Source organism: Streptomyces sp. NPDC096176, from assembly GCF_044763255.1.
Taxonomy (GTDB): Bacteria; Actinomycetota; Actinomycetes; order Streptomycetales; family Streptomycetaceae; genus Streptomyces.
This window is the reverse complement of record NZ_JBIWFV010000006.1, coordinates 533,371-558,950: the sequence shown is the minus strand read 5'-3', so window position 1 is coordinate 558,950 and position 25,580 is coordinate 533,371. Positions and strand designations below refer to the sequence as shown.

The 25,580-nt window shown below is 69.7% G+C and carries 29 protein-coding genes; 6 read left to right on the top strand and 23 right to left on the bottom strand.

Annotation, left to right across the window (positions count from 1 at the left end; genetic code table 11):
- Positions 1-107: 107 nt before the first annotated feature.
- Both ACIQ7Q_RS20175 and ACIQ7Q_RS20170 read right to left on the bottom strand, forming a co-directional pair.
- On the bottom strand, positions 108-752 hold the full coding sequence (locus ACIQ7Q_RS20175) for a response regulator (RefSeq protein ID WP_403863521.1): 645 nt from the start codon (positions 750-752) through the stop codon (positions 108-110).
- The gene (locus ACIQ7Q_RS20170; protein ID WP_403863518.1) at positions 745-1,890 is read right to left on the bottom strand and encodes a GAF domain-containing sensor histidine kinase; all 1,146 of its coding nucleotides are present in this window, start codon (positions 1,888-1,890) and stop codon (positions 745-747) included. Before ACIQ7Q_RS20170 ends, ACIQ7Q_RS20175 begins: the two co-directional genes overlap by 8 nt.
- Positions 1,891-2,113: 223 nt before the next feature.
- Between ACIQ7Q_RS20170 and ACIQ7Q_RS20165 the strand changes: the two genes are divergently transcribed.
- From ACIQ7Q_RS20165 to ACIQ7Q_RS20155, 3 genes are all read left to right on the top strand, one after another.
- Complete coding sequence (locus ACIQ7Q_RS20165; RefSeq protein ID WP_403863515.1) at positions 2,114-2,812, top strand: SDR family NAD(P)-dependent oxidoreductase; 699 nt, start codon at positions 2,114-2,116, stop codon at positions 2,810-2,812.
- Complete coding sequence (locus ACIQ7Q_RS20160) at positions 2,809-3,918, top strand: S-adenosylmethionine:tRNA ribosyltransferase-isomerase (RefSeq protein WP_403863512.1); 1,110 nt, start codon at positions 2,809-2,811, stop codon at positions 3,916-3,918. The genes ACIQ7Q_RS20165 and ACIQ7Q_RS20160 overlap by 4 nt, the downstream gene beginning before the upstream one ends.
- Before the next feature lie 262 nt (positions 3,919-4,180).
- Positions 4,181-4,894, top strand: coding sequence for a transglycosylase SLT domain-containing protein (locus ACIQ7Q_RS20155; RefSeq protein ID WP_403863510.1), 714 nt, complete (start codon positions 4,181-4,183; stop codon positions 4,892-4,894).
- A gap of 113 nt (positions 4,895-5,007) precedes the next feature.
- On the opposite strand, the gene ACIQ7Q_RS20150 is transcribed toward ACIQ7Q_RS20155, so the two are convergent.
- Positions 5,008-7,560, bottom strand: coding sequence for an FHA domain-containing protein (locus ACIQ7Q_RS20150; protein ID WP_403863507.1), 2,553 nt, complete (start codon positions 7,558-7,560; stop codon positions 5,008-5,010).
- 319 nt (positions 7,561-7,879) lie between these two features.
- Here ACIQ7Q_RS20150 and serB point away from each other — a divergent pair, with 319 nt between their 5' ends.
- Entirely contained in the window at positions 7,880-9,106 is a 1,227-nt protein-coding gene (gene serB, locus ACIQ7Q_RS20145; protein ID WP_403863504.1) for a phosphoserine phosphatase SerB, read from the top strand.
- 76 nt (positions 9,107-9,182) lie between these two features.
- Here the strand turns inward: serB and ACIQ7Q_RS20140 are convergent, their stop codons facing one another.
- The 4 genes from ACIQ7Q_RS20140 to ACIQ7Q_RS20125 form a co-directional block, all read right to left on the bottom strand.
- Positions 9,183-9,734 (bottom strand): SixA phosphatase family protein, encoded by a 552-nt coding sequence (locus tag ACIQ7Q_RS20140; RefSeq protein WP_403863502.1) that lies wholly within the window; start codon positions 9,732-9,734, stop codon positions 9,183-9,185.
- 73 nt (positions 9,735-9,807) lie between these two features.
- Positions 9,808-10,017: a hypothetical protein gene (locus ACIQ7Q_RS20135; protein ID WP_403863500.1), complete on the bottom strand. Its 210-nt coding sequence runs from the start codon at positions 10,015-10,017 to the stop codon at positions 9,808-9,810.
- Between the two features lie 200 nt (positions 10,018-10,217).
- Positions 10,218-10,334: an SGM_5486 family transporter-associated protein gene (locus ACIQ7Q_RS20130; RefSeq protein ID WP_086025608.1), complete on the bottom strand. Its 117-nt coding sequence runs from the start codon at positions 10,332-10,334 to the stop codon at positions 10,218-10,220.
- A gap of 4 nt (positions 10,335-10,338) precedes the next feature.
- Positions 10,339-11,619 (bottom strand): CynX/NimT family MFS transporter, encoded by a 1,281-nt coding sequence (locus tag ACIQ7Q_RS20125; protein WP_403863498.1) that lies wholly within the window; start codon positions 11,617-11,619, stop codon positions 10,339-10,341.
- A gap of 95 nt (positions 11,620-11,714) precedes the next feature.
- Here ACIQ7Q_RS20125 and ACIQ7Q_RS20120 point away from each other — a divergent pair, with 95 nt between their 5' ends.
- Positions 11,715-12,401 carry a FadR/GntR family transcriptional regulator gene (locus ACIQ7Q_RS20120; RefSeq protein ID WP_403863495.1) on the top strand — a complete coding sequence of 229 codons (687 nt, stop codon included), beginning with the start codon at positions 11,715-11,717 and terminating at the stop codon, positions 12,399-12,401.
- Here ACIQ7Q_RS20120 and ACIQ7Q_RS20115 read toward each other — a convergent pair.
- The 8 genes from ACIQ7Q_RS20115 to ACIQ7Q_RS20080 all read right to left on the bottom strand — a co-directional run bounded on the left by ACIQ7Q_RS20115 (position 12,364) and on the right by ACIQ7Q_RS20080 (position 19,295).
- Positions 12,364-12,810 (bottom strand): hypothetical protein, encoded by a 447-nt coding sequence (locus ACIQ7Q_RS20115; protein WP_403863492.1) that lies wholly within the window; start codon positions 12,808-12,810, stop codon positions 12,364-12,366. The genes ACIQ7Q_RS20120 and ACIQ7Q_RS20115 overlap by 38 nt on opposite strands.
- Positions 12,811-12,924: 114 nt before the next feature.
- On the bottom strand, positions 12,925-13,692 hold the full coding sequence (gene fabI / locus ACIQ7Q_RS20110) for an enoyl-ACP reductase FabI (RefSeq protein ID WP_403863489.1): 768 nt from the start codon (positions 13,690-13,692) through the stop codon (positions 12,925-12,927).
- A 4-nt stretch (positions 13,693-13,696) separates the two neighbouring features.
- Positions 13,697-14,416 carry a 3-oxoacyl-[acyl-carrier-protein] reductase gene (gene fabG, locus ACIQ7Q_RS20105; RefSeq protein WP_403863486.1) on the bottom strand — a complete coding sequence of 240 codons (720 nt, stop codon included), beginning with the start codon at positions 14,414-14,416 and terminating at the stop codon, positions 13,697-13,699.
- Between the two features lie 149 nt (positions 14,417-14,565).
- Positions 14,566-14,952: a type II toxin-antitoxin system VapC family toxin gene (locus ACIQ7Q_RS20100; protein ID WP_403863483.1), complete on the bottom strand. Its 387-nt coding sequence runs from the start codon at positions 14,950-14,952 to the stop codon at positions 14,566-14,568.
- Positions 14,953-14,957: 5 nt separating this feature from the next.
- Complete coding sequence (locus ACIQ7Q_RS20095; RefSeq protein ID WP_403863480.1) at positions 14,958-15,242, bottom strand: type II toxin-antitoxin system Phd/YefM family antitoxin; 285 nt, start codon at positions 15,240-15,242, stop codon at positions 14,958-14,960.
- A 50-nt stretch (positions 15,243-15,292) separates the two neighbouring features.
- A complete protein-coding gene (locus ACIQ7Q_RS20090) occupies positions 15,293-16,564 on the bottom strand; it encodes an McrC family protein (RefSeq protein WP_403863477.1) in 1,272 nt (423 codons plus the stop codon).
- Positions 16,561-18,795, bottom strand: a complete 2,235-nt coding sequence (locus ACIQ7Q_RS20085; protein WP_403863473.1) for an McrB family protein — start codon at positions 18,793-18,795, stop codon at positions 16,561-16,563. Before ACIQ7Q_RS20085 ends, ACIQ7Q_RS20090 begins: the two co-directional genes overlap by 4 nt.
- A 47-nt stretch (positions 18,796-18,842) precedes the next feature.
- A complete protein-coding gene (locus ACIQ7Q_RS20080; RefSeq protein ID WP_403863470.1) occupies positions 18,843-19,295 on the bottom strand; it encodes an ATP-binding protein in 453 nt (150 codons plus the stop codon).
- A gap of 223 nt (positions 19,296-19,518) precedes the next feature.
- On the opposite strand from ACIQ7Q_RS20080, the gene ACIQ7Q_RS20075 reads away from it, so the two are divergent.
- Entirely contained in the window at positions 19,519-20,376 is an 858-nt protein-coding gene (locus ACIQ7Q_RS20075; RefSeq protein ID WP_403863467.1) for a hypothetical protein, read from the top strand.
- Here the strand turns inward: ACIQ7Q_RS20075 and ACIQ7Q_RS20070 are convergent.
- From ACIQ7Q_RS20070 to ACIQ7Q_RS20035, 8 genes are all read right to left on the bottom strand, one after another.
- Positions 20,364-21,221 (bottom strand): aldo/keto reductase, encoded by an 858-nt coding sequence (locus ACIQ7Q_RS20070; RefSeq protein ID WP_403863464.1) that lies wholly within the window; start codon positions 21,219-21,221, stop codon positions 20,364-20,366. The two genes, ACIQ7Q_RS20075 and ACIQ7Q_RS20070, sit on opposite strands and share 13 nt — an antisense overlap.
- Positions 21,155-22,351: a JmjC domain-containing protein gene (locus ACIQ7Q_RS20065; protein WP_403863461.1), complete on the bottom strand. Its 1,197-nt coding sequence runs from the start codon at positions 22,349-22,351 to the stop codon at positions 21,155-21,157. Before ACIQ7Q_RS20065 ends, ACIQ7Q_RS20070 begins: the two co-directional genes overlap by 67 nt.
- A gap of 86 nt (positions 22,352-22,437) precedes the next feature.
- Positions 22,438-22,605 carry a hypothetical protein gene (locus tag ACIQ7Q_RS20060; protein WP_403863458.1) on the bottom strand — a complete coding sequence of 56 codons (168 nt, stop codon included), beginning with the start codon at positions 22,603-22,605 and terminating at the stop codon, positions 22,438-22,440.
- 155 nt (positions 22,606-22,760) lie between these two features.
- Positions 22,761-23,078, bottom strand: a complete 318-nt coding sequence (locus tag ACIQ7Q_RS20055) for a hypothetical protein (RefSeq protein WP_403863455.1) — start codon at positions 23,076-23,078, stop codon at positions 22,761-22,763.
- Positions 23,072-23,491 (bottom strand): ATP-binding protein, encoded by a 420-nt coding sequence (locus ACIQ7Q_RS20050; protein ID WP_403863452.1) that lies wholly within the window; start codon positions 23,489-23,491, stop codon positions 23,072-23,074. Before ACIQ7Q_RS20050 ends, ACIQ7Q_RS20055 begins: the two co-directional genes overlap by 7 nt.
- A 164-nt stretch (positions 23,492-23,655) precedes the next feature.
- Positions 23,656-24,504, bottom strand: coding sequence for a helix-turn-helix domain-containing protein (locus ACIQ7Q_RS20045; RefSeq protein WP_403863449.1), 849 nt, complete (start codon positions 24,502-24,504; stop codon positions 23,656-23,658).
- A 16-nt stretch (positions 24,505-24,520) separates the two neighbouring features.
- The gene (locus ACIQ7Q_RS20040; RefSeq protein WP_403863446.1) at positions 24,521-25,048 is read right to left on the bottom strand and encodes a DUF6879 family protein; all 528 of its coding nucleotides are present in this window, start codon (positions 25,046-25,048) and stop codon (positions 24,521-24,523) included.
- Positions 25,017-25,283, bottom strand: coding sequence for a hypothetical protein (locus ACIQ7Q_RS20035; RefSeq protein ID WP_403863443.1), 267 nt, complete (start codon positions 25,281-25,283; stop codon positions 25,017-25,019). The genes ACIQ7Q_RS20040 and ACIQ7Q_RS20035 overlap by 32 nt, the downstream gene beginning before the upstream one ends.
- Positions 25,284-25,580 lie beyond the last annotated feature (297 nt).

Here is a 25,580-nt window from a genome sequence, read left to right as displayed (position 1 = left end):
GGCCGCCGCAGCACGCCATGGAGAACGCTCACAAGCGGATCAGGATGCGCCGTGTGGGTGACATACACCCGACAGTATGAATCTCGTATCGGAACGTGACGCTCCACTCAGCCCGCCATTCCGTGCCGCACCGCCCACAGTGCCGCCTGCGTCCGGTCCGCCAGATCGAGCTTCATCAGGATGTTGGAGACGTGGGTCTTGACCGTCTTCTCCGAAAGGACCAGCGCCCGCGCTATCTCCCGGTTGGAGCGCCCGTCCGCGATCAGGCCGAGCACCTCGCGCTCCCGCTCCGTGAGGCTGTTGCCCCGGCCCGTGCCGCCGCCCGGTTCGTCGTCGGAGAGCAGCGCGCCCGCGATCTCCTGCTGCAGCAGCACATGGCCGGCGTGCACGGAACGGATGGCGCCGGCCAGAGCGTCCGGGTCGACGTCCTTGTACACGTAGCCGGAGGCCCCCGCGCGCAGGGCGGGGACGACCGTGCGCTGCTCGGTGAAGCTGGTGACGATCAGGACCTTGGCCGGGTTGGCCAGCTCCCTGAGCTTCCGCAGGGCGTCGATGCCGTCCATGCCCGGCATCTTGACGTCCATGAGGACGACGTCGGGCCGAAGCTCCTCGGTGAGGGCCACGCCCTCCGCGCCGTCAGCCGCCTCGCCGACCACCTCTATGTCGTCCTGGATCTCGAGGAACGTACGCAGCCCGCGCCGCACCACCTGATGGTCGTCGACCAGCAGGACGCGAATCCTGGTGTCAGCCACCGGGGACCTCCATCTCGATCGTGGTGCCCTGGCCGGGCGCCGATTCGACGGTGAGTCTGCCGCCGACGCCACCGGCCCTGTCCCGCATCGAGACGAGACCCAGATGGCGGCCGGCCCGGCGGACCGCCTTCGGTTCGAAGCCCTTGCCGTCGTCGGTGACGGACAGGACGGCGCCCTGTCCGCTGCGGACCAGCACCACGTCCACCGACTCCGCGCCGGAGTGACGCAGTGCGTTGTGCAGGGCCTCCTGTGCGACCCGCAGCAGCGCCTCCTCCTGAGCGGCCGGCAGGGCCCGGATACCGGTGGTGTCGAAGGTGACTCGCGCGTCGTGAGCACGGTCGAGGACCTGTATGTGGGTACGGAGGGTGTTGACGAGGCCGTCCTCGTCGAGCGCGGCGGGGCGCAGCTCGACGACGGCGGCCCTCAGCTCGTCCGCGGCCTCCGCGGCGAGCGCCGCGACCTGCTGCAGTTCGCCCTTGGCCCGGCCCGGATCGCGGTCCACGAGGGCCGCGGCTGCCTGGGCGGTCAGCCGCAGCGAGAAGAGCTTCTGGCTCACGGCGTCATGCAGTTCGTGGGCGAGGCGGGATCGCTCCTCCGCGATGGTGAGCTCGCGGCTGCGCTCGTACAGGCGGGCGTTGGTGAGGGCGATGGCCGCATGCTGAGCGAGGATCCCGAGCAGCTCCTCGTCGTCCTCGGTGAAGCCGCAGCCGCCGTCCGGCTTGGGGCACCTTTTGTTCGCGAGGAACAGGGCGCCCATGATCTCGTCGCCGTCCTTGATCGGCAGGCCGAGGAAATCGGACATGTCCGGGTGCGCGGACGGCCAGCCCTCGAAGCGGGGGTCCTTGCGGACGTCCGCGAGCCGCTCCGTCTTCGCGTCGTGGAGCATCGCGGCGAGGATGCCGTGCTGACGCGGGAGCGGTCCGATCGCCTTCCACTGGGCGTCGCTGACTCCGTCGACGACGAACTGCGCGAAGCCTCCGTGGTCGTCGGGCACGCCCAGCGCCGCGTACTCGGCGTCCAGCAGCTCGCGCGCCGAGGCCACGATCGTCTTCAGCACGTCGCGCGCCTCGAGATGCCGGCTCATCGCGAGGAGTGCGGTGCTCACGGCGGCGAGGCCGGACCCGGGTCGGTGACTCATGACCTCACCGTACCGGCGGGGTGTGACAGTCCGTATCCGACCGGGGACCGCATCCGCCTCGGGCTGCGGACGTAGGTCGAAGTGCCTGGCCCAGAAGGTCCTCGTGCCCGACGCGGCGGTCCGGACGGCGTTCCTACGTTGGGCTCATCCGTACAGGCCGCACCGGCGGCGACCGCGGACAGCACACAGTCGGCGGACAGCACGACACAAGGGGATGGACACGATGTCGGTAGCAGTGATCACCGGGGCCTCGAAGGGGCTGGGGCGCGCCCTGGCGGCGGCGCTCGCGGAACAGGGCTGGGATCTGGTGCTCGGCGCCAGGACCGCGGACGTACTGAAGGAGAGCGCCGAGCACGCCGGGCGGTACGGAACCAGGGTCGTCACCGTGCCCGGGGACGTCACGGACCCCGCACACCACGGGGAGCTGGTGGCCGCGGCAGGCGAGCTGGGCGGCCTGGACCTGCTGGTCAGCAACGCGAGCGCGCTGGGTGCGGAGCCGCTGGTGCGGCTGGAGGAGCTGCCGGTGGCGGGGCTGCGGGCGGCGCTGGAGACCAACGTGGTCGCGGCTCTCGGTCTCGTACAGGAGGCACTGCCGCTGCTGCGGGCGTCGCGGGAAGGCGGGGCGGTCGTCACGGTCAGTTCGGACGCGGCGGTGGAGGCGTACGAGACGTGGGGCGGCTATGGGGCGTCCAAGGCCGCGCTGGACCATCTCGCCGCCGTTCTCGCGGTTGAGGAGCCCGGCCTGCGGGTGTGGAGCGTCGACCCCGGTGACATGCAGACGGATCTGTACACGGCGGCCGTGCCCGACGACCAGGACGAGCGCCCTTCGCCCGAGTCCGTCGTCCCCGCGTTTCTGCGGCTGCTCGCTGAGCGGCCGGCCGGCGGCCGCTATGCGGCACGGGCGCTGCTGGAGACCCGATGAGGGCCGGGCCAAAGGAAGCGGGCCCGTCCGTACTGGACGCGCTGCGTGTGCCGGACGGCCTGTCCGCGCGGGTGCCCGCCGAGGAGCGCGGGTCGGGGCGCGACGACGTGCGGCTGCTGATTTCGCGGGGGACGGGCGTCTCCCATCACCACTTCCGTGAGCTGCCCGACCGCTTGCGCGCAGGCGACGTACTGGTCGTCAACACGTCGACCACGCTGGCCGCCGCGGTCGACGGGCGGCTCGGCGGCGAGGCGGTCGTCGTGCACTTCTCGACCCGCGGCGACCGGGGGCGCTGGGCGGTGGAGGTGCGCCGGCCGGACGGCTCGGGGAGCACGCTGCCGCGGCCCGGGGGCCCGGCGGGAGCCGTCGTACGGGTGCCCGGCGGCGGTGGGCTCGTCCTGGAGGCGCCGCTCGTCGCCGGCTCGCAGCGGCTGTGGTGGGCGGCAGTGTCGGTGGACGTGCCGCGGCTGCTGCGGCGGTACGGCAGGCCGATCCGCTACGGGTACACGACGCGGGACCAGCCTCTGTCCGCCTACCAAACGGTGTTCGCGCTCCCTTCCCCCGACGGTTCCGGTTCGGCGGAGATGCCGAGCGCCGCGCGCCCCTTCACCCCGCGCGTGGTGGCGGGCCTGGTGAGCCGGGGGGTGCAGTTCGCTCCGATCGTCCTTCACACGGGCGTGGCGTCGACGGAGGCGCATGAGCCGCCGTATCCGGAACGCTTCGAGGTCTCGGCGACGACGGCCTGGCTGGTGAACGCCGCACGCGCCGCCGGGGGCAGGATCGTGGCGGTCGGCACGACGGCCGTGCGGGCCCTGGAGTCGGCCGTGGACGGTGAGGGCGTGGTGCGTCCGCACGCCGGCTGGACGGATCTGGTCGTCACTCCCCGGCGCGGAGTGCTGGCGGTGGACGGTCTGCTGACCGGACTGCACGAGCCGGAGGCGTCACATCTGCTGATGCTCGAGGCGGTAGCCGGGCGGGTGGCGCTGGCCCGCGCCTACGCCGAGGCGGTGCGGCAGCGCTACCTCTGGCACGAGTTCGGCGACGTGCATCTCCTCCTGCCCGAGGAGAAGCGTCACTCATCGGATTGCTCTAGCAACATGTGGTGATGCTGTTACTCAGCCGATGTGAGCCCGCGCATAGGGCGCACGTCACTTACGAGACTCTTTAGTTGATACAAAAGGGGCATGTGACCACGGACAGCGTTGGCGAAACCGGACATTGGGAACAAGCGATCCACTACCTCAGATCGTACGTCACACCTTTGCCAGGGCATTTTGCGCCAGCTAAGAATTGCCGACGTCGCTTCCGAACAGCGCAGAGCCGATCCGGCCTGAGGCGACTTTCCGCTATTCGAAGAGGTACGTCTGTATGTCCGCGTTCATCACCCCCGAGATCCGCCGCCGAATCAAGAGCCGCAAGACCGCCGTCGCCGGCGTCGCCGCCGTCGCCGCCGCCACGGTCGCCCTCACGCTCGCCCCCTCGGGCGACGCCGAGGCCGGCGTCCGGACCGAGGCAGTCGCCGCAGCCCCCGTGGCTTGGAAGGCCGACTCGAAGCAGGTCGCGGCTGTTCAGGAGCGCATCACCGGCCAGCAGTCCGCCTTCGAGGCCCAGTTCAAGGCCACCCAGGCCAAGGCCAAGGCCGAGGCGAAGGCGAAGGCCGCCGCCGAGAAGAAGGCCGTCGCCGAGGCCGCCGCCGAGAAGCGCGCCAAGGACGAGGCCGCCAGCCGCTCCGCCGCGCGCAAGCCGGCCAAGGTGACCTACCCGAACAACCTGGACGGCTGGATCCGCGAGGCCATGTCCATCATGAAGAAGCACGACATCCCCGGCAGCTACGAGGGCATCCACCGCAACATCATGCGTGAGTCCTCCGGCAACCCGCGGGCCATCAACAACTGGGACATCAACGCCATCAACGGCGTCCCGTCGAAGGGCCTGCTGCAGGTCATCAAGCCCACCTTCGACGCCTACCACGTCCCGGGCACCAAGAAGGACCAGTACGACCCGGTCGCGAACATCGTCGCCGCCTGCAACTACGCGGCCGACCGCTACGGCTCGATGGACAACGTCAACAGCGCCTACTGAGGCCTGCTGAGCCGCGCCGGCGGCACAATCCGGCGGACATGAAACAGACGCTGAAGGGCGCACCCCGCGCAGGGTGCGCCCTTCGGCGTCGTTGTGTCAGTGCGTGACGTGCGTTACTTGCGCATGACCTCGGGCTCGTGGCGGCGCAGCAGTCGCTGGACCACGATGCCGCAGATGACGCCGATGGCGAGCAGGACGGTGATGTTGAGTCCCCACTGGCCGGCCGAGTGCTCCCACAGGGGGTCGAGGTCGGTCGGGTTCTTCGGGTCCCACGGCGGCATCAGGTGCGACAGGTCGAGCGTCGTACCTGCGCCGGCGATGGCCCAGCGGGACGGCATCAGCCAGGCGAACTGCTCCAGGCCGGGCGAGCCGTAGACCTGGAAGAGGATGCCGGTGAAGACGACCTGGACGATCGCGAACATGACCAGCAGCGGCATGGTCTTCTCGGCGGTCTTCACCAGCGAGGAGATGACCAGGCCGAACATCATCGAGGTGAAGCCGAGAGCGATCACCACGAGGCAGATCTCGACGGCCGGCGGCATGATCAGGCCCTCTGCGGGCAGGTCGCGGCTGGCGAAGCCGATGCCGCAGATGATCACGCCCTGGAAGGCGGTGATCAGGCCGAGGACTATGACCTTGGACATCAGGTACGCGGAGCGGGACAGGCCGGTGGCGCGTTCCCGTTCGTAGATGACCCGTTCCTTGATCAGCTCTCGTACGGAGTTCGCCGCGCCGGAGAAGCACATGCCGACCGCGAGGATCAGCATGATCGTCCCGGCGTCGCCGTTGAACCTCGACTTGCCGTCGTCGGGGGCGGCGAGACCGAAGTCCGCCGGGATGACAACACTGACCAGGCCGAGGACGGCCGGCAGGATCACCATCAGGCCCATGAAGCCCTTGTCGGACGCGATCACCGAGGAGTAGCGGCGGATCAGCGTCAGCAGCTGGGCGCCCCAGCTCTGCGGCTTCGGCGGGCGCATCTGCTGCGGCGGCGGCATGTTCACCGACTGCGCGGCGACGGCGTCGATGTCCGCCGCGTACATCTGGTAGTGCTGCGAACCGCGCCAGCGGCCCGCCCAGTCGTAGTCGCGGTAGTTCTCGAACGCGGAGAAGACGTCGGCCCAGGTGCTGTACCCGAAGAAGTTGAGCGCCTCCTCCGGCGGGCCGAAGTACGCCACGGAGCCGCCGGGCGCCATGACGAGCAGCTTGTCGCACAGCTGGAGCTCGGCCACGGAGTGGGTGACGACGAGGACCGTACGGCCGTCGTCCGCCAGACCCCGCAGCAGCTGCATGACGTCACGGTCCATGCCCGGGTCGAGGCCGGAGGTCGGCTCGTCCAGGAAGATCAGCGACGGCTTGGTCAGCAGCTCCAGGGCCACGGAGACGCGCTTGCGCTGGCCGCCGGAGAGCGAGGTCACCTTCTTGTCCTTGTGGATGTCGAGCTTCAGCTCGCGCAGCACCTCGCCGATACGGGCCTCGCGCTCGGCCTCGGCGGTGTCACCGGGGAAGCGGAGTTTGGCCGCGTACTTGAGCGCCTTACGGACGGTGAGTTCCTTGTGCAGGATGTCGTCCTGCGGAACCAGACCGATGCGCTGGCGCAGCTCTGCGAACTGCTTGTAGAGGCTGCGGTTGTCGTAGAGGACGTCGCCCTGGTTGGCGGGCCGGTAGCCGGTGAGCGCCTTGAGCAGGGTGGACTTCCCGGAGCCGGACGGGCCGATGACACCGATCAGCGACTTCTCCGGGACACCGAAGGAGACGTCGCGGAGGATCTGCTTGCCGCCGTCGACGGTCACCGTGAGGTGCCGGGCCGAGAAGGAGACCTCACCGGTGTCGACGAACTCCTCGAGCTGTCCGCCGACGATACGGAAGGTGGAGTGGCCGACGCCGACGATGTCGTTCGGGCCGATGAGGACCGTGCCGGACTTGGCGATCGGCTGACCGTTGACGTACGTGCCGTTGTGCGATCCGAGGTCCCGGATCTCGAAGCGGCCGTCGGGGTGCGCGCTGAACTCGGCGTGGTGGCGCGAGACCTGGAGGTCGGAGACGACCAACTCGTTCTCGAGCGCACGACCGATGCGCATCACGCGCCCTAGCGCCAACTGGTGGAAAGTCGTCGGGCTGCGGTCGCCGTGGACGGGCGGAGCACCCTGTGCCTTCTGCGCGCCCTGCTGGTGCGGCACCTGCGGCTGCTGCGCCTGCGGAGGCTGCTGCCAGCCCTGCTGGGGCGGCTGCTGCTGAGCCGGGGGCTGCGGCCAGCCCTGCTGCGGCTGCTGGGCCGCGGCCTGGTGCGCCGGAGCCTGCTGGGCCATCTGCTGCGGGGCGGCGGCCTGAGCGCTGTAGGCGCCCGCGCCGGCCACCGCACCGGCGCCGCTCAGAGCGAGTCGGGGACCGTCGGTGGCGTTGCCCAGATGGACGGCCGTCCCCGCGCCGATCTCCATCTGATGGATTCGTTGCCCCTGCACGTACGTGCCGTTGGTGCTGCCGTGGTCCTCGATGACCCAACTACGCCCGCCCCAGCTGATCGTGGCGTGCCGCCACGACACTCTGGCGTCGTCGATCACCACATCGCCCTGCGGATCGCGTCCGAGGCTGTACGACCGGGACGGATCGAGCGTCCAGGTCCTTCCGTTCAATTCCAGTACGAGTTCCGGCACTCCATGCCCCACTAGTTGTCCCCCGAGCTTCCCCCGTCGCCGGGAGTTTAGGGAAGGCGAACATCGTGGGGAACTATTTCAGGCCCGGTCCCGTATCCGAAAGTCGGGCCTCGTGAAGACCTCGTTCGGTACGGAGTCGGTACGTTCGGCGACGGCGGCGACCACCTCCGAAGGCGACGATCACCCACGAGTGGTCAGGGATCATGTGTGAACCGAATAATCCAGGCCAATCGGTCCGAACGTGCCGGTCCCGGCCACTGGGCGGATGGCCTGTCCGTCAGGCGGGACGGGACGTCTCCTACGGGCCGTGGCCCGATACGGTGGTAGCACCATGAGCGCATCGCAGCCCCCTCCCAACGCCGACGTCCCCACCCTTCTCGTCAAGATCTTCGGGAAGGACCGCCCGGGGATCACCGCCGGGCTCTTCGACACCCTCGCCGCGTACGGCGTCGATGTCGTCGACATCGAGCAGGTCGTGTCCCGGGGCCGCCTCGTGCTGTGCGCCCTCGTCACCGCGCCGAGCGTGGGCGGGACCTCCGAGGGCGACCTGCGTGCCACCGTGCACAGCTGGGCCGACTCACTGAAACTGCAGGCCGAGATCATCTCCGGTACCGGCGACAACCGGCCGCGAGGCAGCGGACGTTCGCATGTGACCGTGCTCGGGCACCCGCTCACCGCGGAGTCCACTGCGGCCATAGCGGCCACCATCGCCGATGTCGGCGGCAACATCGACCGTATCTTCCGGCTCGCCAAGTACCCCGTCACCGCTGTGGAGTTCGCCGTCTCCGGTGTGGAGACCGAGCCGCTGCGGACCGCGCTGGCCATCGAGGCCGCAGAGATCGGGGTCGACGTGGCCGTCGTCTCCGCGGGGCTGCACCGGCGGGCGCAGCGGCTGGTGGTCATGGATGTGGACTCGACGCTCATCCAGGACGAGGTGATCGAGCTTTTCGCGGCGCACGCCGGCTGCGAGGCCGAGGTCGCGGAGGTGACCGCTGCGGCGATGCGCGGCGAGCTGGACTTCGAGCAGTCGTTGCATGCTCGAGTGGCGCTGCTCGAGGGTCTCGACGCCTCCATCGTCGACAAGGTGCGCACCGAGGTACGGCTCACCCCGGGGGCCCGCACCCTGATCCGTACGCTGAAGCGGCTCGGCTACCAAGTGGGCGTCGTCTCCGGCGGCTTCACGCAGGTCACCGACGACCTGAAGGAGCGGCTCGGGCTCGATTTCGCGTCGGCGAACACGCTGGAGATCGTGGACGGGAAGCTCACCGGCCGCGTCGTGGGCGAGATCGTCGACCGGGCGGGCAAGGCGCGGCTGCTGCGCCGCTTCGCGGCCGAGGCAGGAGTTCCGCTCGCGCAGACCGTCGCGATCGGCGACGGTGCGAACGATCTGGACATGCTGAACGCCGCGGGGCTCGGTGTCGCGTTCAACGCCAAGCCCGTCGTGCGCAAGGCCGCGCACACGGCGGTCAATGTGCCGTTCCTGGACACGGTGCTGTATCTGCTGGGCATCACCCGTGAAGAGGTCGAGGCCGCCGACGGCGGCACCGGCGAGCACTGACGGCCCCGTCGCGCGCAGGAGGCAGAAAAGGGCGGGCCCGGCACACCGCCGGGGACCCGCCCTGTGCGGTGACAGGTCAGTCGTGCGGGGTCCAGTAGTCGAGCAGTGTGCCGACGCCGTGCTCCACGGACTTCCATGATCCGGTGAAGGACACGACGGCGAACGCCGAGGTCGGGAAGCCGTCACGGGTCATGCGGGACAGCGCGTCCCCCTCGGTCCCGCCCGCGAGGGCGTCGGCGAGAGCGTGCATTCCGGGGTTGTGGCCGATGACGAGCAGGTCGTTCACATCGTCCGGGGTCTCGTTGAGCAGGGCGAGCAGGTCGCCGAGGGAGGCCTCGTACAGCCGCTCCTCGTACACGGTCCTCGGGCGGTGCGGCAGCTCGTGCACCGCGAGCTTCCATGTCTCGCGGGTTCTGGCCGCGGTCGAACAGAGGGCCAGATCGAAGTCGATGCCGGTCTCGGCCAGCCGGCGCCCGGCCACGGGGGCGTCCTTGCGGCCACGCTCTGCGAGCGGGCGCTCATGGTCGGACACCTGGGGCCAGTCGGCCTTCGCATGCCGGAGGAGAACGATCCTGCGGGATTCGGGAGGTCCGGGGGGTGTCCCCCCGGAAGACACAGCGGCGCTCATGCAACCCAGCTTCGCATGAATTGAGCCATCAGGCGCAGGGTGTTGAGGTGCTCACCCGTCCTGGGTGACCCCGTCAACCGGCCAGGGTGCGGAGGATCAGCCGGAGGAACTCGCCGACCGCGGAGGCGGCGCCGGACACGGCGTGCGCCTGCCCGGGACCGGCGATCAGCATCAGCAGCGTGCAGAAGGCGACGGCCGGGAGCGCCATCGCCCACCAGGGCAGCCGGACCCCGACGACGACCGGGGCCTGGGGACGGGACCGGGTGTGCGCGTGGGCCGGCATGGCCGCCTCCGTTGGTCTGAGGTCGAGTACCTCAAACGTACGGATCATGAACGGTGGCGCCCATCCGGTGAGCCACCCACTTCACCCTGACCCTGCCCCCCTAGGGGATGGTGGTGCAGGCACCACCCAGGACTCAATGTTGCAAAGGCCGGCACCGCCCGGTTGTGCGCGCGGCACCCCCGGGCGGGCCGGCCGCGGTGTCACGGCGCGGCGATGGTCGCGATGATCGAGATGACCACGCCGATGAGGAGTATCAGGCCGAAGATCCCGAGGAGCTTCTTCTGGCCGTTCTGGGGGTTCGGATCGAGCACAGGCATGGTGTCAGTCTCGCACCCGGGTCTCGTCCTCGATCGTCCGGTCCCTGCCCGCGAGCACGCCCATCGCGATCTGCGGGACGAGTAGCCCCGCCATCAGCCCGATCGGCAGGCCCCAGCCGCCGCTGTGCTGGTACAGCACGCCCACCAGCAGCGGGCCGGGGATGGAGATCAGATAGCCGGTCGACTGGGCGAAAGCGGAGAGCCGTACGACGCCCGCGCCCGTCCTCGACCGCATGCCGATCATGGTGAGGGCGAGCGGGAACGAGCAGTTGGAGATGCCCAGCAGCAGCGCCCAGGCCCACGCTCCGGCCGCCGGCGCCAGCAGCAGTCCCACGTAGCCGGTCAGTCCGCACAGGCCGAGGGCCACGGCGATCGGGCCCTGCTGCTTCATCCGGGTCGCCAGCCGGGGGATGACGAACGCCAGCGGTACGCCCATGACCATGGTGACGGCCAGCAGCACACCCGCGGTCGAGGCGGAGACGCCCGCGTCGCGGAAGATCTGCGGCATCCAGCCCATCGTGATGTAGGCGCCGGTCGCCTGGAGCCCGAAGAAGCAGGCCAGCGCCCATGCCGTGGGGCTGCGGGTGATACGCGGCGCGGGAGCGGCCGGGTCGGCGTCGTGGGGCCCCGAGGCACTGCCTTCGCCGGCGTCACGGTCACGGATGAGCCCGAGCCAGGGCAGGACGGCGACGGCTGCCAGCGCCGCCCACACCGCGAGGCCGGTGCGCCAATTGCCGCCCAGCGCGGCGGTCATGGGCACCGTCGCGGCCGCCGCCACGGACGTGCCGAGCGCGAGCGCCATGGAATAGAGGCCGGTCATCGAGCCGACCCGGTCGGGGAAGTACCGCTTGACGATCACCGGCATCAGCACGTTGCTGACGGCGATGCCCATGAGGGCGAGCGCGGTGGCGGCGAGGAACCCGGCGGTGTTGCCCGCGAAGGGCCGTACGGCGAGTCCTGCGGCGATGGCGGCCATACCGGCGCAGAGCACGGCGCCGGGCCCGAAGCGGCGGGCGAGCCGGGGTGCGGCCACGCCGAAGACGGCGAAGCAGAGCGGCGGTACGGAGGTGAGCAGCCCGGCCACACTGCCGCTCATGTGCAGCCCGGTACGGGCCTCTTCCAGCAGGGCTCCGAGGCTGGTGATGGCGGGACGCAGATTGAGCGCGGCGAGGACGATGCCGACGACGACGAGGCGGGTGACCCACACGGGGCGCCGACGGGCGGCAGACTCCTGGGGAGCAGGGGCCATGGTGGCGGGGCCGAGGGTGCGGGTCTCGTCGAGCATGGGACCCATCATAGAATCATGGGATGATTGGTTGTCCAATCCCGAACGAACGTCTTGCACGGGCGTCGGGCGGACGCCTGACGACAAGGAGCACCATGGCGCTGTCCTCTCCCCGGCGTTCCGCGCTCTCCGACCAAGTGATCGCCGAGCTCCGGAAGCAGATCACCTCGGGCGAGTGGCCCGTCGGCTCGCGGATTCCGACCGAGCCGGAACTGGTCGAGCAGCTCGGCGTCGCCCGCAACACCGTGCGGGAGGCGGTACGCGCGCTCGCCCACAACGGGCTCCTCGACATCCGGCAGGGCTCGGGCACGTACGTCGTGGCGACGAGCGAGCTGGCGGGCGTCATGCACCGCCGCTTCGCCGACGCCGACCCCCGGCACATCGCCGAGCTGCGCTCCACCATGGAGTCGTCCGCCGCCAGGCTGGCCGCCGAGCGGCGTACCGAACGGGATCTGAAGCAGCTGGACTCGCTGCTGGCCCGGCGCGAGGAAGCATGGGACTCGGGCGTCGCCGAGGCGTTCGTGGCGGCCGACGCGACCTTCCATCTCGCCGTGGTCGCCGCGTCCCACAACGAGGTGCTGACCGGGCTGTACGCGGATCTGGGCGATCTGATGCGCGACTGGCTGCGCGACGACATCGGTCAGGAGCTGCGCCCCGAGAACCACATGGACCACGCACGGCTGGTAGAGGCGATCCGCGCGGGCGACGGCGACACGGCGGCCTCCGAGGCGGCCGGCTATCCGTTCATGTGTCTGCGCCGGCCTTCACCGGCTGGTGGCTGACCCAGACCGACCGGATCTCCTTCCAGCACCGCCCGGACAGCTCGCCGTATCCGGCGGGGCGGAGCAGCACGGGCGCGGTGTCCGCGTCCACGTCCCACCAGCGGTCGCACTCGACGTGGAGCTGCACCCGGTCGGCGCCGGGGAACGGGTTGTGACAGTAGGCGGTGACCCGGGAACCTGCGACGACGGTGCTGCACCGGGCCTGGTAGTTCGGCGGCGGCGCCGGCCGCGGGTCCTGCGACTCCTGACGGAGCTGGAGTGTGGCGAAGGGGATCGCCCCCAGCAGGACCGTCACGGCGGCCAGTACGGAGGCGTTGCGCCATTTCGTACGCACGAGCAGGACCTCCTCGGCCGGGCTGCGGCGCGCACGCCGCAACAGCACCACAAGGAAGATTTGCTCCTCCAGCATCGCCGCCCCCGGTGGGGACCGCCCACTCGCGGGGTCGACACTGGGCCGAACGGGGGACGCCCCGCCCACCGCGGATGCGGTCGGCGGGGCGTCCACGAATTACGTGTCTGCTGGTCAGGCGCCCATGATGTGTACGCCGCCGTCGACGTGGACGATCTCGCCGGTCGTCTTCGGGAAGAAGTCGGAGAGCAGCGCGACGACACCGCGGCCCGCAGGCTCCGGGTCGGCCATGTCCCACTCGAGCGGGGAGCGCTCGTCCCACACCTTCGCCAGGTCCGAGAAGCCGGGGATGGACTTCGCGGCCATCGAACCGAGCGGGCCGGCCGAGATCAGGTTGCACCGCACGTGTCGCTTGCCGAGGTCACGGGCGAGGTAGCGGCTGGTGGCCTCGAGCGCGGCCTTGGCCGGGCCCATCCAGTCGTACTGCGGCCAGGCGAACTGCGCGTCGAAGGTCAGACCGACGACCGAGCCGCCCTGCTGCATCAAAGGCAGGCAGGCCATCGTCAGCGACTTGAGAGAGAACGCCGAGACGTGCATCGCCGTCGACACCGACTCGAACGGCGTGTTGAGGAAGTTGCCGCCGAGGGCGTCCTGCGGGGCGAAGCCGATCGAGTGGACGACACCGTCCAGGCCGCCGAGCTCAGCGCGCACCAAGTCCTCGACACGGGCCAGGTGCTCGTCGTTGGTGACGTCGAGCTCGATGACCTTCGCGGGCTTCGGCAGCTTCTTGGCGATGCGCTCGGTCAGGGTGGGCCGCGGGAAGGCGGTCAGAATGACCTCGGCGCCCTGCTCCTGGGCCACCTTCGCGGTGTGGAACGCGATGGAGGACTCCATCAGCACACCGGAGATCAGGACGCGCTTGCCCTCGAGAATTCCGCTCATGTGATCAGTGACCCATGCCCAATCCGCCGTCAACGGGGATGACGGCTCCAGTGATGTACGACGCGTCGTCGGAGGAGAGGAAGCGCACGGCGGCGGCGATCTCCTCCGGCTGCGCGTAACGGCCGAGCGGCACCTGCGAGACGATGCCCGCGCGCTGCTCGTCCGTGAGCGCCTGCGTCATGTCGGTGTCGACAAAACCGGGCGCGACGACGTTGAAGGTGATGTTCCGCGAGCCGAGCTCACGGGCCAGGGAGCGGGCGAAGCCCACCAGACCCGCCTTGGAGGCGGCGTAGTTGGCCTGCCCGGCCGAGCCCAGCAGCCCGACGACGGAGGAGATCAGGACGACGCGGCCCTTCTTCGCACGCAGCATGCCGCGGTTGGCGCGCTTGACGACCCGGAACGTGCCGGTGAGGTTGGTGTCGAGGACGGAGGTGAAGTCGTCCTCCGACATACGCATCAGCAGCTGGTCCTTGGTGATGCCGGCGTTGGCGACCAGCACCTCCACGTTGCCGTGCTTCTCCTCGATCTCCTTGTAGGCCTGCTCCACCTGCTCCGCGTCGGTGATGTCGCACCGCACGGCGAGGCACCCGGCCTCGGCGAGCTCGGCGGGCGGCTCGCCCGAGCGGTAGGTGATGGCGACCTTGTCGCCGTTCTCGGCGAAAGCGCGGGCGATGGCGAGGCCGATGCCCCGGTTTCCTCCGGTGACGAGAACCGAGCGGCTCAACGGATCACCCTTTCGTCAGTGGTCAGGAGTGCCTGGGATGCAGGCGACTACGTCGAAAACCTATCGGTCCGACCCGCCGCACGGGGAATCGGGCCCTGACAGCGCCACGATGCGGTGCCTGTCGGGTCCCTACAGAAGGGACCCGGGTCTCAGTCCTCCATACCAGGTGCGCAAGCGGGCAGGCCTTCCGTCCGAGCGGTCTCCAGCATTCTGCGGTCGTAGGACACCAGAGCCGTCAGGTCATCCCGCAGCGACAGGGCACTGGCCACATGGATCGCATCCAATGTCCTCAGGCGCCCGACGAGCAACGCCGCTCCGTCACGCACCTCCCGGGTGAGGAGGATCTCGGTGATCCGGGCGTCCAGGTCCTCCATGATCTTCGGAAAATGCCCCATGAGGTCCAGGGTCCGTACGGTCTCCACGAAACCGAGCGTGCTGGTGGCGAGCGGCTCCGTCGCCCGCTCCTGAAGGAAGGCGTCCAACGCACCCCAGTGATTCCGCCGGGTCATCCAGGTGACCAGGGCGGACGTGTCCATGTAGATCAACGGTCGTCCTCTTCGCGCTCGGCAAGCAACAGCGCCACGGGGTCGACGTCGTCCGGCACCTGGTAGTGCGGCATGCTGTGGCGGTCGGCGGCGGTGACCGGCTTCAGCTTGATCTTCCCCTGCGCCACCAGGTGCGCGTACCGCTCCATGGGACTGCCGGCCGGTGACAGTATCGCGATCACATTGCCGTGCCGGGTGACCTCGATCGCCTCGCCCTTCTCGACACGGGCGAAGACGGCACTGGGGTTGTACGAGAACTCACGGACCGAGATCGTGCTCATCGGGTCTCCCTCCATGGCGTGGGCATGTGCCTACACCCCTGGGATTGTACCTACGGCGCCAGGCGACCTGCCGACGCCGCGCGTGCGGTGTCGATCTTCTCCGCGAGCTCCGCGATGGCTGCCTCCAGCTCTCGCCAAGGGCGGGCCAGGTCCACGGTGTGCCGCCAGATGCGCAACCGCCCCTCCCCCACAGGCACCTCGACCACGTTCGGACGCCCCGACGCATAGACCAGGTGCCCCTCCGTCAGACCCAGCCGGACGCAGTAGGCCGTCATCTGGTAGAGGTCGTCCCGCGCGGGTTTGGTCTTGAACTTGGCGTCGAGGACCACCGCTTGCCTCAGCACCCCGTCGTGCGGCGAGGGCGCGTAGTGCACGAGGTCGGGCTTGAGCACCAGCCTCTTCTTGGCGTCGAGGTGGAAGTTCCGGTCCTGCGGCTCAGGTCGACCCCCGATACGGACCCGAAGGGCTTCACCGACAGCCCGGGCGAGGTACGCCTCGAAGAGCTGCCACATGAAGACCAACATTCCGTCGACCGCGATCTGCCGTCCGTCACCGAACTCGTAGGAGGAGCTGCGCAGGACGAGCTCGGCCAGGGGGAGAGCATGCCCGTAGCGGGCATTGCGCCGGTTCAGGGACCAGTCAGGGGCGGGGGCTCCGGTGGGCAGCTGCCGTACGCCGTCCAGTCGCGCGACGAGCCGTTGGAGCGCGGAGCGTGCGGCGGGACTCAGATCGGGGACCCGCAGCAGGCGGCGGGCAGCGGCGAGGAGAAGCCGGTTCTCCGGTATGTCGGGAGTGTGGTCGTGGTAGGTGACTTCCAGCGGTACGGGGACCCCCGGTCTGCGGCGTAGCTGGTCGGCGTGCCGGATGCGGCCGCGCACGACGGGGAGCGTGTCGTCGGTCTCCCGGTAGTCGTGCAGGACACCGTGGAGCAGGGCCCGGTCGGCGGCGGAGACGAAGGCGTGCGCGAGCGCGGGGAGGAGATCGGGGCGCGGGTCGGCGGCAACGGGGCGCGGGTCGAAGCGGGCGCGGTCCGGGGCGTACGAGACGAGGTGGAGCAGACGGTCGACGGGCACCTTGGGGGTGATGGTCAGCTGAACCGTGCCGCCACCGGAACCGAGGCGTACGGAGCCCACCTGGTCCTTGGCCCTCAGCCGCCAGCGGGTGGCCGTCTCCGGGTGCATCCGTAGGAGACCTTCGTGGTCGGCGAGCGTAGCGACCTGCGCCGGGGTGAGGTCCCAGGTGGTCCAGCCGCCGCCCTCCGCGAGCCCGATCCGCAGGGCTCCGTCCCGGCAGTGGCGGGGCTGGGTGTGCCGGGCGGTCACTGGCTCGCGGGGTCGGCGATGTCGTCCGCGTCACCGGCTGCGTCGTCGGCCGGGGGCGGCGGGATGTTCAGACGCTCGCGCAGGACGGGGAGCCCGTAGACCTCCTCCACGTCGATACCGTCGCCCCAGTGGTGCTCGGTGAGGAGCGGGATGATCTGCGTCCTCCAGAGGCGTTCGAGTGCCCCGTCGCCCGCGTGGGCCAGGTCCTGCATGAAGTAGGAGGGGCCGACGCGGAACGAGCGGTCGCCGGGGCTGCTCTCGGCGAGGAGCCGGTTGATCTCGCCGAGCAGGCGGACGTACGAGTCGTCATGGGCGGTCGGGTCGCCGCCCTGCTCCTCCGCGCGCCGGGCCAGCCAGGAGGCCAGCACTCCCTGGACGGGCGGTGTCTCCGGGTGCAGTTCCATGAAGGAGAAGCGGCGGCGCATGGCGGCGTCCATGTACGCCACGGAGCGGTCGACGGTGTTCATGGTGCCGAGGATGTAGAGATTGGGCGGGAGGCGGAAGCCCCGACCGTCGTCGGAACCGTAGAGGAGATGGACGCGCTCGGTGCGGTACTCCAGCAGGAAGTACAGCTCGCCGAAGATCTTGGCTAGATGGCCTCGGTTGATCTCGTCGACGACTAGGACGAAGACCTCGGCGGGGCGCCGCTCCGCCTCGTCGGCGAGCTTGCGCAGCGGGCCCGGGACGAGGTCGTAGCCGAGTTGGCCGTCCGTGTCGCCGTCCTTCTTACGGCCCAGGCGGGGACGGATGCCTTCGAAGAAGTCCTCGTAGGCGTAGGCGGGGTGGAACTGGACGAGGCGTACGTTGGTGGCGCTGGATGCGCCGGCCAGGTGGCGGGCGAGGGCGAGCGCGGTGTACGTCTTGCCGGTGCCGGGCGGCCCGTGGAAGATCAGCTGCGGGGTGGAGCGCAGGAGTTCGACGCAGTCCTGGAGCCATGTCGTGTCGGGCATGTGGAGCGCGGCGGCCAGTTCGGCGGTGGCGTCGGGCAGGACAGCCGGGCCCGTGGGCAGCGAGGCGGTGCGCGGCATGTCCCCGATCAGGGCGAGGACGGTCTCGGCGTACTCGGTGGCCTCCAGGATCTGGGAGTCCGCGTCCTGGACGACGCCGGAGAGCCCGGAGGGCAGGTCCTTGAGGAAGTCCAGGGGCTTGTGCAGGTTGCGCCAGTCGACACGGCGCTCCCAGCGCTCCGCGGTGTGGGTGGCCGAGCTGCGGACCACTCCCACGTAGGTCTCGAAGCCGTCGGTGGACAGTACGATGTCGCCCTTCCGCATCCGGTTGAGGAAGGCGTCGAGTTCCCGGGCGACGTCCTCCCTGCGGGCGGGGCCGGCGGTGGGGAGAGCCGTCTCGACGGCCCTGCGGACACTGCCGGGGTCACGGCCTGCCAGGCTCGCGGGCGGGAACCCAGCATCGAGCGTGACCATCGAGTCGTCGCGCCACGGTCCACGGATGAGGGGGACACCGGTGACAGCGTCGACCCCTCGGATGATCCAGAGCTGGCGGGGCGTCTCGTCGACGGTCACCGCCTCGTCGAGGGGTTGCTTCGCCGCCACCAGTGCTTCCCACACCGGCAGCCGCCGGTCGGGCAGGGCGCGGACGGTGTCGAGGCTGCTGCGGCCTTCGTCGAGAAGGCCTTCCTCGCTGAGCAGCGCGCGCCACTGGTCGCGCTCGAAGGGCCACATCGGCAGCCGTGCCCCCGCCTGACCGTCCTCCCCGAGTGCCAGATACCAGCCCGGTGAGCGGGTGCCGCGCAGCACGGGCCCGAGCACGCCGGGGTCCACGCCGAACTCGGCGGCCAACTCCTCCAGGACCACCCAGTGCCCGCTGTCGGGAAGCTGTTCCAGCGCGGTGGCCGCGAGGGAGACGGACTGCTGTTGCCGCTCCCACCGCCGGTAGCGCCGGCCCGCCTCCCCGTAGAAGTCGACCGGGTCCGGCCAGCGGTCGAGTGCGTCGAGGCCGAGACCGGTCAGCTGCCAGCGGCGGTTGCCCCGGTACAGCCATCCGGCCCTGACGAGGCTGCTCGCGTTCCGGTTGACGTAGCCCTTGAACGGTGTGTTGTTCGCCTGCGGGGACTCGCGCACCGCGCTCGCCCAGTCCGCCTCGAGTTGCGGGCTCAAGGCGTGAACCCTGTCCCACAGTTCCCCGAAAACCATGCCGTCCTGCGGGGCGTCACGGCGGAGGACGGTGGCGGCCTTGTGCAGGGTCTGGGCAACGACGGTGCTGATGGTGGGCACGGCGTCCAATCTTCGTCGACTCGGCAGGCGTACAAGCCTACTTGGCGCTACCGACACTGGCCGAGATCGCACTCCGCCCACACGGTCTTACCCGGTCCCGTTCGGTCGGCCACGCCCCAGCGTTCGGCGACGGCCTCCACGAGGAGCAGGCCTCTGCCGCCGTCGGCGTCGGCAGGGCCGTGAGCCGCCGGGCCGTGGAATCCGGGGCGCGCCGGATGTGTGTCGGACACCTCTACGCGGACGAGGCCGGCCGGCCGGTCGTACGTGAGCCGCAGCTCGAAGTCGCGCCCGGGAACGCGGCCGTGGAGGACGGCGTTGGACGCGAGTTCCGCGACGACGAGGGCGACGGTGTCGGAGGCCGGGCTGCCGTACGGCAGGTGCCAGAGGTCGAGATGGTGCGTGGCGAGCCGGCGCGCGAGGCGGGCCCCTCGGCGGGTGGCGGAGAAGCGCTGGACGAACACACTTACGGTTACGGCCTCTTGGGCCTGTGATGCTGGCATGGGCCCAGAGTTCCGGGCTCTGCTCCCACCCCGACAGGCACGACTCCCATACAGGCACCGCTGTACCGGTGCACACTCTGGACTGGGTGGGTAACTCCCCGTGACATTTGCTTGCTCGTCACAGAACGGAGCGGTCTCGTGGGCGCATGACGAATCATCGCCCGGGCCGCCGCATCGACCGACACGAGCGTGTGCGTAGTCGCCCAGTGCTACGGTCACGCCTATGGCGCTCTCCGTATCCGTGGCCCGTGCCGTTGACCTGCGGGTTGAACCTGTTGACGAGGTTCTTGATCGCGTGGAGCGGTCACTTCGGACCCGCCTGGACCGGGATACGGCTATGCGTAAGCGCCGTTCGGTCGGGGCGCGGACGGATCGTGACACATGGGTGCGCATCGAGCGGCGAGGGCTCGACAAGATCGGCGTTCAGGGGTGGAACGGCACCGAGTGTGCCGCTCGGCTGAAGGGCATTGCTCAACCCGCATGGCAGGGGTGCGTGGTCTGGCGGGATGCGGCCGAGCCCGTGATGTGGCGGGCCGACGAGACAGAGCTTCTGTCGGGGACGCCGATCGGCACCGCCGTACTGAGCGAGGACCCGACGCTGCCGGACGAGTGGTGGAAGGCGTTCAACATCTCGCTGGACGAGCTCGCGGCTCAGGACACGAGGCGCGTCGCCACCCCGGACACCCTCACCATCACGCAGGCCCTCGTCACCGAGTTCATCCGTGACGCGTTCGCTGGTGGATTCGACACGACCGTTGAGCGGTGGGTGCCGGCCCACGCGGATCTCAACTGGGCCAACATGACCGCGCCGACGTTCTGTCTCTTCGACTGGGAGGACTGGGGGAACGCGCCGCGCGGGCTGGACTCCGCTTCGCTGTGGGGAAGCTCGCTTGCCGTCCCGGCTCTGGCCGATCGCGTACGGCAAGAGCGGCGCCGTGACTTCGAGAGCCGGGACGGCAAGCTGATGACGCTGTTCGTGTGCTCGAAGATCCTCGGGCCGGACGCGCACCCCAAGGACCCTCGGCTGGAGCCCGCACGCCGCACGGCCGACCAGGTCGTCGCGGAGCTTCAGACGGGCTGACCGGGCGACCGGCCTCGGAGGAGGCTCCGGTACTGGCGGATCGCCTGCTCGTCGACCTCGCCAACCAGAGCACCGATCAGTTCGCCCAGATGGGCGGGTTCGCCGGTACCCACGGCAACGCTGTCGACTTGGGGGAGGCGGTAGGCGGCCCGGAAGGCCGCCTGCACGCGGGAGAGTCCGGCACCGCCTCGGAGGAAGACGCGGGGGTCGATCCTGTCCCACACGGGGGCGCCCGTGCTGCCTCCGAAGGGGCTCATGCCCCACACCATGCCGCCGCCCATGCTCAACGCCTCAGCGAGGGCATCCGCGGCGTCGAGTGTTCTGATGCCGACCAGCAGGCCGGCACGGACCATGAGGACGGACGGCTTCGGCGTGGTCGCGTCGATCAGCTCCGGCAGGGGTGACGGGTCCCAGGACGCAATGCCCCAGGCCTCGCACAATCCCTTCGCCGCGGCGTCGGCGAGGGCGGCGCATGCCAAAGCCAGAACATCCTGGTTGTGAGGGACGGCTTCTTGGAGCGAGTGCTCCGGGTTGTGCAGGAAAACCACGTCCGGCTCTCGTCCGAGGTCCCGGGCCGCCTGTTCTACGGCCCCATACAGCCGAGTGGGGTCCAGGGAGTGTTCCGACCGGTCCGCCCTCGGGAAGTAGCCCACCTTCGTGGAGAGCGTGAACTTCGGCAGCAGATCGCCGGCCACCCGGGCCAAGACCTCATGAGAGCGGAAACCGAGGTAGTTGGTGCTGGTGTCGATCGCGGCGACGCCAAGATCCAGGGCGCCGGTCAGGAGACGGCGTTCGTGACGAGACCGGTGTAGCCCGAGGACAACTCGGGAGTCAGCGGTGCGCACATCTCCTCCTTCACCAGGATCTCGGCCACCTGCGAGACTTCGGCCCCGACGACGGCCGCCGCCTGTTCCAGCGGGACCGGCCTGCCGCTCAACAGCAGACGCAGCGCGGGCACGGCCTTGGCCGTAAAGGTGATCTTCTTCCCCGAGGCCACGACGTCGACGGTCTCGCCGTTCTCTCGGATCCGGGGAGGGAAGTGGGTGGTGCACACCACGGCGTCGAGCGGCCCCAGGATGTCGAGGAACGGCACGTGCCGGGGGAGCGCCGTCGCCTGTTCGTACGCGGCAAGGAAGTCGGCCGGTGAGCGCTCGCCGATCAGCCGGACGGCTGCCTCGGTCAGGGCCTGAGTGCCGCTCCCGTGCGCACGATCCAGGTCGTGCCGGAAAATCTCGTGCTCTCGGCACCAGTCGCCCAGCCATGCGAGCCAGCTCGCTCCCGTGCGCTTGGTGATCCCGAACGTGACGTGCAGGCTCTTCCCCGATCCGTGGCCGTTGCGGGTCGCCTGGTGCCAGTGCCCCCGGGGGATGTGCATCACGTCGCCGGTCTTCATGACGCCGGACCAGACGATCTCTTCGGCCGGAGTGTTGTTGGGGTCGGAGTCGCGGTACATGGGGACTTTGCGGGAGGTTCCGCGTACTTCCCACTCCTTCTCGCCGGCGAGCTGGATGATCAGGACGTCGTGGTCGTCCCAGTGCAGCGGGAAGCCAGCGGCGTCGTTCGTCGTCAGGTACGCGTTGACCTGCACCCTCTCGTGGGACCACCACTGCAATGTCCGGCAGGCGACTTCCATCGTCGGGTCGAAGACGTTGACCTGATCGAGGATGAGCGTCGCGCCTTCCCCCAGCAGCCTGCCCAGGCTGCGTATGTTGACCATGGGGATGCTCTGGCCCCGGGGGCTGACGGTGTCGGTGTAGTAGATGGCCGGGTGGACTTCCTCGCCCTTCTGGAAGCACCGGAACTGCGGGCGGTTCAGGCTCCTGCGCATGGCGATGTCGAGCAAGCGGTTCGGGGTCAGGATGCGGGAGACGAGGGCGGGGTCGTCGATGCTTCCCCGCACGAAGCCCTTGCCGAGCTCGTCCACTCCGTTCCACCCGAGGGCCGTCTCGATGGCTTTGATCAACTGGTGTTCCATCACTGCCTCCTCATGAGTTCGACCACGTGACGCAGCTGCGGCGGGGGCCCGCACGGCGGACCGCGCGAACCCCACGCCGCCCGGTGCTACTCGATGTCGGTCAGGTTGCCGTCACCGCCCGGCCACGGGGCATCGCCGGAACTGCCGGCGTTGTCGGACCGGAGGCTGTCGTACCGGTCGTGGACGGCGGTCAGTTCCTCTACCGCCACCAGGAGGCCACTGCGAGCCGGCGGCGGTGTCGTGCTCTCTGCCACCTCGTGCTCCTTCCTCTTCGGTTCTCCCGGCCATGCCCGGCCGGGCTCGTCTGATGGAGCTGTGATGTGCATGGCGCCGGGGCACCTCGGGGGCAGTCCCCCGGCGCCGTTCCCGGCCGGCGCTGTCCTTCGGTCGTCGGACGGGAGTCTGTGGGTTACAGGGAGGTGCGCAGGCCCTCCAGAACGCGGGTGAGGAGCGCCACGTCAGGGGTGAGCGAGTCGACGGCCGCCCGGCTCTCCTCGAACCAGCCCCCGAGGAGCTGACGCCACGTAGCCTCGGCGCGGAGGACTTCCGCACGGATCTCGCCCAAAGCCAGGTCGGCCTGGGCCCGCAGCCGGACGAGGTCGGAGGGCGTCAGACGCAGCGATGTCACAGTGATCGTGTCACCACCGCGTCGGGGCACCGCCAGCTCGACGCACTGCGCCGGGTTGCCGTCCAGTTCGTCTTCGGGAAGCAGCCGGAGGGTCAGCACGTGGGGACCTCCAGCTCCGCCCAGACCGTCTTGCCCCAGCGGTGCCGGTCGCAGCCCCACCGGACGCTCAGCACGTCAACAAGGAACAGGCCGCGCCCTTCTTCGGCGTCGTCGGCTGGGCTGGTCATGTCGGGGACTGTGCGCGACTTGTCGGTGACCGCGATCCTCACGCGGTGCGGTGCGGGCCGGCTGACGGTGACCCGGAACAGACGGCACGGGGTGTGCCGGACGGCGTTGCCGACGAGTTCGGAGACGACCAGCGTGGCCGTGTCCACCAGGCTGCCTATGCCCCAGATGTTGAGGGCGGCACTGATGAGCAAGCGCGCACGGCGTGCGGATTCCGGCTCGCACGGCATCGTCTCGCGGTAGCCGGGTGCGCCGATCGAGGCGGGTCCGGCGGCGGTCGTCGTCACGGGGTCATCCCTCCGATGGGACGGCCCAGCCCGGCTACGGGGGCGTGGGGCTGGGCCTCTTCTCCGCTGCCGCCGGCACGGGGAGCCTGGCCTTCCGGCGACGTCAACGACCGTACGAAGGCCGTGAGATCGGGCTCAACGAAATTGCGGGTTATTGCGGAACGTCATCTGAGGGCGTTGATCGCCGAGTTGATGAGGGGGCGAGCGTGGTCGCCGTAGACGGCCATCTTCGCGAGTTCGGCGAACGCCGCGCGGTAGTCGGCGATTTCGCGCGGTTGCCTGATGTTGATCTCAGCGGTCAGGGTCTCGACCACGGCGTGGGCGTCGTCGAAGACGTAGAACGCCTCCAAGGGCCAGATGACGCGCTGGGCAGTGAAGGGGATGACACCGAGCGAGACCGAGGGCAGTGGCAGGACGTCAAGCAGGTGCCGGAGCTGGTTGGCCATCGTCTCCCGGTCGCCGATCCGCGAGCGCAGAACCCACTCCTCCAACAGCACGACGAAGCGATGGCCTCCCTCGTACAGGAACCGGCTACGGGCGAGGCGGGCGGCGACGGCCTCGGCGACATCGTTGGGGGTTCCCTGGAAGTCAGTGATCGACTGCATGAGGGCGGTGGCGAAGTCGGCGGTCTGGAAGAACCCGGGAACGGCGTTGGAGCAGTACACGCGGCATATGGCCGCTTGCTCGTGGAGGGTGGAGAAGTCCTGCTGGACCTTGCGCATGCCGTTCTTGTGGATGCGCCGCCACTCCACATACATGGAGTCGACCGCCCTCGCCGTGGCGATCAGATCCTCTGTCTGGTCCTCCGCTCCGCAGGCCGCGCACCAGGCTCTGATGTCCGCGTCGGTGGGCGCGGCCTCGCCCTTTTGGACGCGGGTCGTCTTCGCCGGGTGCCAGCCGCACCGGGAGGAGAGCTCCTTCCCGGTGAGACCGGCGTCCTGACGAAGGTGCTGCAAGCGCTTCGCGAGTGCTTGACGCGCCGCCTGGGCGCTGGACGAGGGGGAGGCGGGCATGGGGCCGTGCGCGGGATCAGACGGTGAACTTCTCGTGGTCGATGCCGCGTTCCCACACAGCCTCGAACGCGGTGACGACCATCTTCACCACGTCGGGGTCCTCGTTGAACTCATGTCCTGCCCAGTCGCCGTCCCCGGTGAACCAGTGGAACATCACTCGCCGGTCGTCGATCAGCCACAGGTCGTTTCCGGGAAGGGCGATGTCGGAGGCAAGACGACGGAGGAGCCAGCGGACCTGCTCACCAACGGCTACGTTGACCGCGGTCAGGGCGTGCTCCCACCGGATGTAATCGGTCACCGGCTCGGAGACGATCCGGGCCCGGCGCATCTGGACGCCCCTGGCGACGGTTTCGCGCACCAGCGGGGTCCAGCCCTGCCAGAACGGCGAATCGGGGTCGAGGTCGGTCCGACCGGTCCGAAGGAACTCCTCGAAGCTGTCCCTCTCATCGCCGACGCTGTAGACGTCGCGCATCTCCAGATGGACGGCGGTGCGCTCGGCGGACCGCAGCAGCTCAGCGAAGTCCGGCACGCCGTTCTGCGACATCACACGCCTCCCTCAGAATCGGCACCATGCGGGCGGGGATGCGGATCACCGTCTCATGCGCGGGGATTCCCGTGTCGTGTCCGGCGACCCATTCCGTCTCGCTCACCTGGGCCTTCAGCAGCTTGTCGGCCTCCTCGCCCTGGAGGACGAGGTCGGCCGTCCCTTCCTCCACCCACACGGTCGGCGAGCCACCTCCGGTGGTCTCCGGGTCGATTCCCACGAACTCTAGGGCCATGGTGCCCTCCCGTTCCAAGTCGGTTGCGAGTTCTTGCGTTGCGACGCTTCCCGAGCGGCTGTGGCGGGTCAAGGGAGCGAGGCGTTCTCCGCGTCAGAATGGCTTGGTCACGCGGATTTGCAGTCCACCGGTCACTCGACGCACCTCTGCAGTCACGCCGCCGCGTGCTCCAGTTCCTCGTGCCTGTCCACGCCGCGGAGCGCGCCTGCCTCATCGCGGGGCAGGTCCGCGCCGTGAAGACGCGCTACCCGAGTCGCACGAATCCTGAACTTGGCTGCCCCGCCGCGTAGTCGAAGC